Origin of the sequence: Streptomyces sp., from assembly GCF_031181705.1 — a bacterium.
Taxonomy (GTDB): Bacteria; Actinomycetota; Actinomycetes; order Streptomycetales; family Streptomycetaceae; genus Streptomyces.
The window spans coordinates 1-6730 of record NZ_JAPSKN010000211.1 but is presented as its reverse complement, the minus strand read 5'-3'; the positions used below and the strand labels follow the sequence as shown (position 1 = coordinate 6730).

Genomic DNA, 6730 nt, shown 5'->3' with positions numbered 1-6730 from the left:
GAGTCGGTGGCGGAGCTGGGGCACTCGTAGCCGCTGGTCCGGGGGCCCCGCGGAGCGCGGTACCTTCGACCTCACGGCCCCCGCCGCCGATGAGGAGAGTCAACGTGAGCAAGTTCGTGCGCCCGGCCGCCGAAGGTGCCGACCCGTTCGGTACGGCACGTCTGCGGCGCGGAGTCCTGGACGCCTGGGCCACCAGCCCGGCCCGGTTCCGCGAGGACGCCAACGCCGAGGAGGACCTGGCCCTCGGCGGCTACCGGGACCGGCTCGTCGTCGAGCTCGCCCAGAACGCCGCCGACGCGGCGGCCCGGGCCGGAGTGCCGGGGCGGCTGAGGCTCACCCTGCGCGACGGGGTGCTGGTCGCCGCCAACACCGGTGCCCCGCTGGACGCGGCGGGCGTCGAGTCGCTGGCCACGCTGCGCGCGTCCGCCAAGCGGGACACGCCCTCGATCGGCCGGTTCGGCGTGGGCTTCGCCGCCGTGCTCTCCGTGACCGACGAGCCCGCCGTCGTCGGCCGGCACGGCGGGGTCCGCTGGTCCCTGGCCGAGGCCCGGGAACTCGCCTCCGACACCGCCCGGCACAGCCCCGGCCTCGGCGACGAGGTGCGGCGGCGGGACGGGCACGTGCCGCTGCTGCGGCTGCCGTTCGCCGCCGAGGGCACCGCCCCCGACCCGTACGACACCGCCGTCATCCTGCCCTTGCGCGACGCGGCCGCCGCCGACCTCGCCGAGCGGCTGCTGCGGGCCGTCGACGACGCCCTGCTGCTCGCCCTGCCCGGCCTGGAGGAGGTCGTCGTCGAGATCGGCGGCGAGGCCCCGCGCAGCCTCACCCGCCGCAGCGACGGCCCCTTCACCGTCGTCGACGACTCCGCCGACGGCGTCACCCACTGGCGCACCGCCGCGGCCCACGGCACCCTCACCCCCGACCTGCTGGCCGACCGGCCCGTCGAGGAGCGGCTGCGGCCCCACTGGTCCGTCACCTGGGCCGTCCCCGTCGACAGCGACGGCAGTCCGGCCCGGCCCCGCACCAGCCCGGTCGTGCACGCCCCGACCCCCAGCGACGAGCCGCTCGGCGTGCCGGCCCTGCTCATCGCCTCGTTCCCGCTGGACACCACCCGCCGGCACGCCGCCCCCGGCCCGCTGACCGACTTCCTCGTGCAGCGCGCCGCCGACGCCTACGCCGAACTGCTGGGCGCGTGGCGCCCGGTGACCGCCGGAATCGTCGACCTCGTGCCCGGTCCGCTCGGCAAGGGCGAGCTGGACGGTGGCCTGCGCCGGGCCATCCTGGAGCGGCTGCCCCGCACGTCCTTCCTGCCGCCCGCGGTCCCGCCCCAGGACGGTGACGACCTGCCCGAGTCCCTGCGGCCGCGGGACGCCGAACTCGTCGAGGGCGCCGGCGCGGACACCGTGCGGGTCCTCGCCGAGGTGCTGCCCACCCTGCTGCCCGCCGGGCTCGAACGCCGCCCGGAGCTGCGGACCCTGGCGGTCGCCCGGGTTCCGCTCACCGACGCGATCGACCGGCTGGCCGGCCTGGAGAAGGACCCGGGCTGGTGGCGGCGGCTCTACGACAGCCTGGCCGGGGTCGACCCGGACCGGCTGTCGGGACTGCCGGTGCCGCTCGCCGACGGGCGCACGACCATCGGGCCCCGGCAGGTGCTGCTGCCCGGCGCGGAGACCGCCCGGATCGACCCGGAGGTGCTGGCCCGGCTCGGTCTGAAGGTCGCCCACCCGGACGCCGCCCACCCGATCCTGGAGAAGCTGGGCGCGCTGCCCGCGACCCCGCGGGCCGTCCTCACCACCCCGCAGGTGCGGGCCGCCGTCGCCGCGTCGCTCGACGACGAGGGCGCGGTGAACTGGGAGGAGGACACCCTCGACGCCGAGGAACTGGCCGACACCGTGCTCGCGCTGGTGCGGGACGCCGGCCTGGAGCCCGGGGACGAGCCGTGGCTCGGCGCGCTCGCCCTGCCCGACGAGGACGGCGAACCGGCCCCGGCCTGCGAACTGGTCTTCCCCGGCGGCCCCTTCGCCCGGGTCATGCGCGAGGGCGAACTGGCCGCCGTGGACGCCGAGCTGGCCGCCAAGTGGGGCGAACAGCCGCTGGCCGCCTGCGGGGTGCTGGTGGACTTCGCGCTCGTCCGTGCCACCGACGTCGTGCTCGACCCGGACGAACTGGAGCCCCGCGAGGGAGACTTCGCCGAGCCGGACGACGCGGGCCTGCTGGACGCCGTCGACGTGTGGTGCGAGGACGTCCTCGACCGCTTCCCGGACAGCCCCGTGCCGCCGGTCGCCACCGAGATCGTCGCCGTACGGGACCTGGACCTGGTGGACGAGGACAAGTGGGCGCAGGCGCTGGCGCTGCTGTCCCGGCCGCCGCTCAGGGACGCGATCGTGCAGCCGGTGCGGATCCTGCTGCACGACGGCACGCACGAGCTCGTCCGTCCCTACACGGCCTGGTGGCTGCGCGGGAACCCGGTGCTGGCCGGCCGCCGCCCGGCGGGACTGCGCGCCGCCGGCGGCGACCCGCTGCTGCGCGGTCTCTACGACGAGGCCGACGCCACCGGGTTCGAGGACGAGCAGGTGCTGCGCGCGCTGGGCGTGCGCACCTCGGTCGCCGCGCTGCTGGACGAGCCCGGCGGTGCCGCCGAGCTGCTCGACCGGCTCGCCGACCCCGGGCGGCAGGTGACGGATGCTCAGCTGCAGGCGCTGTACAGCGCGTTGGCGGAGCTGGACCCGGAGCAGGTGACCCTGCCGGACGAGCTGCGGGCCGTCGTCGACGGCCGGGTGGAGGTCGTGGACGCGGCCGACGCCGTGGTGTGCGACTCGCCCGACCTGCTGCCGTTCACCGAGGGCGTCCCGCTGCTCCCCGTACGGCCGTCCCGCGCGGCAGAGCTGGCCGAACTGTTCCAGGTGCGGCGGCTGAGCGAGTCCGTCACCGGGCGGGTCACCTCCGAGGGCGCCGAGCACGGGGTGCCCGAGCCGGTGCGGGTGCTGCTCGGCCCACGCACCCCGGCCTCCTACGTGGAGCACGACGAACTCGTCGTGGACGGCGTGGAGATCGACTGGCGGCTCACCGACGACGGTGTGCTGCACGCCGCCACCCTGGAGGGCGTCGCCGCGGGGCTGGCCTGGGCGGCGGGGCAGTGGCCGCGGCGGTTCGAGGTGGCGGCGCTGCTGGAGGACCCGTCCCGTACGCGGGAGCTGGCGCGTGACCGGTGGTTCGACTGAGCCGGTGACGGGGGTTCGGCCGGGCCGGAGGCGGCCTTCGCCCGGCCGGTGAAAACCTCGCACAAATTTTTCACCGGTCGTACAACCAAGCGACCTGTTCGCGAATCTGATCATGCGAGTCAACAGACTCCACGATCACTTGGGCCCCGAGAGCCGACGACGAGCACCGGGGCCCCTCTCCACCTGGAGAACGAATGCGTATCCGAGCCACCGTGGCCGCCGTCACCGGCGCCCTGGCCCTTTCCGCCCTCGCCGTGCCGGCCGCGCAGGCCGACGCCCAGGGCGACGTGAACCTGAACCGGCCGAGCGCCGCGGAGCGTTTCGGCGCCTCCTCCGACAAGTCGGCCTTCGGTGCCGCGGCCGTCGCCGCGGCCGAGCCCGTCGTGTCGAACGTCAAGGTCAACGCCGGCAAGGCCGTCGTGGTCGGCACCACCTACACCAAGACCTTCACGGTCTCCCTGACCGCCACGCACGCCTCGGGCATCGAGGACGCGTACATCGACCTGTGGCACGGCACCGACATCGACGAGGGACTCGACGGCTTCCTCCCGCCGAACGAGGAGGCGGCCACCTGCACGGCCACCAGCGCCACCACCTCGTCGTGCAAGCTCACGATCTCGGCCGCCCCCGGCCTGAACGACGACGGCGTCGGTGAGCTGTACGCCAACGTGCTGGCCGGCACCTGGCACGTCACCGTCGGGGCCCTGTCCAAGAGCGGCGACATCTACTGGAACGACTACTACGGAACCCACAAGGTCCAGCGCGCCTCCAAGCTGACGGTCAACGCCTCGCCGGAACCGGTGAAGAAGGGCCGCACCATCACCGTCACCGGCAAGCTGTCCCGCGCCAACTGGGAGACCTTCAAGTACGCGGGTTACACCAACCAGTCGGTGAAGCTGCAGTTCCGCAAGAAGGGCAGCGACACCTACACCACGCTGAAGACCATCAAGTCGAACAGCACCGGTGAGCTGAAGACCACGACCACGGCCTCCACGGACGGCTACTTCCGCTGGTCCTTCGCGGGCACGACCACGACCCCGGCGGTCAACGCCACGGGCGACTTCGTCGACGTGCAGTAGGCACCACCGGCTACGCCGGGAAGCGGCGGTCCACCCACCTCCACGTGAGTTCCAGGGTGGCCGCCGCCACCACCGAGATGCCGACCGCGATCCACGGCATCGTCATCCCGACCAGCTTCAGCGCGAAGAAGTCCTGCAGCCACGGCACGGCCAGCACCACCACGAACGCCCCGCCCATCGTGGCGACCAGGGCGATCCGCCACCACGTGTACGGCCGGGCGATGATCGCCAGCACCCACATGGAGATGAGGAAGAGCGTCAGCGTCGCGACGCTGGTCTCGGCGTCCAGCGCGCCCGCGCCCTCGTAGTGCTGCCGGGCGATCAGATACGTCGCGAAGGTCGCCACCGCCGCCACGACCCCGCCGGGGATCGCGTACCGCATCACCCGCCGCACGAAGTGGGGCCTGGCGCGCTCCTTGTTCGGCGCGAGCGCGAGGAAGAACGCCGGGACGCCGATGGTCAGCGTCGACAGCAGGGTCAGATGGCGCGGCAGGAACGGGTACTCCACCTGCCAGCAGACCACCAGCACGGCCAGCAGCACCGAGTACACCGTCTTGACGAGGAACAGGGTCGCGACCCGCGTGATGTTGCCGATGACCCGGCGCCCCTCCGCCACCACCGACGGCAGCGTGGCGAAGCTGTTGTTCAGCAGCACGATCTGCGCGACCGCCCGCGTCGCCTCCGAGCCGGAGCCCATCGCGACACCGATGTCGGCGTCCTTCAGGGCGAGGACGTCGTTCACCCCGTCCCCGGTCATCGCGACGGTGTGCCCGCGCGACTGCAGCGCCCCGACCATGTTCCGCTTCTGCTGCGGGGTGACCCGCCCGAAGACCGTCCCCTCGTCCAGGGCGTCCGCCATGCCGTCCTGGTCGGCGGGGAGCCGGCGGGCGTCCACGGTGGTCCCGGACAGCCCGAGCTTGGCGGCGACCGCCCCGACCGACACCGCGTTGTCACCGGAGATGACCTTGGCGCTGACGTCCTGGTCGGCGAAGTAGCGCAGCGTGTCGGCGGCGTCCGGCCGCAGCCGCTGCTCCAGCACCACCAGGGCGGTGGGCTCGGCGCCCTCCGCGACCTCGGGATCGTCCAGCTCCCCCTCGACCCGGGCGAGCAGCAGCACCCGCAGCCCCTGCTCGTTCAGCCGCCCGGTCTCGGCCAGGGCGGGATCGTCCTCGGCCAGCAGCACGTCCGGCGCGCCCAGCAGCCACGTACGGCTCCGCCCGTCGCCCTCGCGGAACGCGGCGCCGCTGTACCTGCGGGCCGAGGAGAACGGCAGGGCCTGCGTGCAGCGCCAGTCCGCCACGGCCGGATAGGTGTCGATGATCGCCTTCAGCGACGCGTTCGGCCGTGGGTCCGACTCGCCCAGCGCGCCGAGCACCTTCCGTACGTACGTCTCGTCGGCGTCCCGCAGCGGCCGCAGCTCGGTGACGTCCATGCCGCCCTCGGTGAGGGTGCCGGTCTTGTCCAGGCAGACGGTGTCGACGCGGGCCAGGCCCTCGATCGCGGGCAGCTCCTGGACCAGGCACTGCTTGCGGCCCAGCCGGATCACCCCGATGGCGAAGGCGACCGAGGTGAGCAGCACCAGGCCCTCGGGGACCATCGGGACGATGCCGCCGACCGTGCGGGCGACGGAGTCGTCGAAGGCGTTCTCCTTCACGAACAGCTGGCTGATGATCAGGCCGATCGCGGTCGGGACCATCATCCACGTGACGTACTTGAGGATCGTCGAGATGCCCGAGCGCAGCTCGGAATGGACGAGCGTGAAGCGTGAGGCCTCCTCGGCGAGCTGGGCGGCGTAGGCCTCCCGGCCGACCTTCGTGGCCTGGAAGGCGCCGCCGCCCGCGACCACGAAGCTGCCGGACATCACCTGGTCACCGGGGCGCTTGACGACCGGGTCGGCCTCGCCGGTGAGCAGTGACTCGTCGATCTCGAGACCGTCGGCCTCGACACAGACGCCGTCGACGACGACCTTGTCCCCGGGCCCGATCTCGATCACGTCGTCCAGGACGATCTCGGAGGTGCTGACCTGCCCGGAGGCCCCGTCCCGGCGCACGGTCGGCCGCACCTCGCCGATGAGCGCGAGCGAGTCCAGCGTCTTCTTCGCCCGCCACTCCTGGACGATGCCGATGCCGGTGTTGGCGAGGATCACGAAACCGAACAGGCTGTCCTGGATCGGCGCGACCACCAGCATGATCAGCCACAGCACGCCGATGATCGCGTTGAAGCGGGTGAAGACGTTCGCCCGGACGATGTCGACGGTGGACCGGCTGCTGCGCACCGGTACGTCGTTGACCTGACCGCGCTCCACGCGTTCGGCCACCTGGGCACTGGTCAGGCCGGTCTCGCGGGAGGTGACCGTCGCCGGCCGCGCGGACTCGGGCCGGGCACCCGCGTCGAGATGCGTCATGCCTTCGACGGTACGTGCGGATTTGC

3 protein-coding genes are annotated in these 6730 nt (G+C 73.3%); 2 read left to right on the top strand and 1 reads right to left on the bottom strand.

The features are described from left to right. Positions 1-104: 104 nt before the first annotated feature. Positions 105-3221 (top strand): sacsin N-terminal ATP-binding-like domain-containing protein, encoded by a 3117-nt coding sequence (locus RIN80_RS25600; RefSeq protein ID WP_309098014.1) that lies wholly within the window; start codon positions 105-107, stop codon positions 3219-3221. Positions 3222-3415: 194 nt separating this feature from the next. Beyond that, positions 3416-4300 carry a calcium-binding protein gene (locus RIN80_RS25595; protein ID WP_309098013.1) on the top strand — a complete coding sequence of 295 codons (885 nt, stop codon included), beginning with the start codon at positions 3416-3418 and terminating at the stop codon, positions 4298-4300. Positions 4301-4310: 10 nt separating this feature from the next. On the opposite strand, the gene RIN80_RS25590 is transcribed toward RIN80_RS25595, so the two are convergent. Beyond that, positions 4311-6704: a cation-translocating P-type ATPase gene (locus RIN80_RS25590; protein ID WP_309098012.1), complete on the bottom strand. Its 2394-nt coding sequence runs from the start codon at positions 6702-6704 to the stop codon at positions 4311-4313. Positions 6705-6730 lie beyond the last annotated feature (26 nt).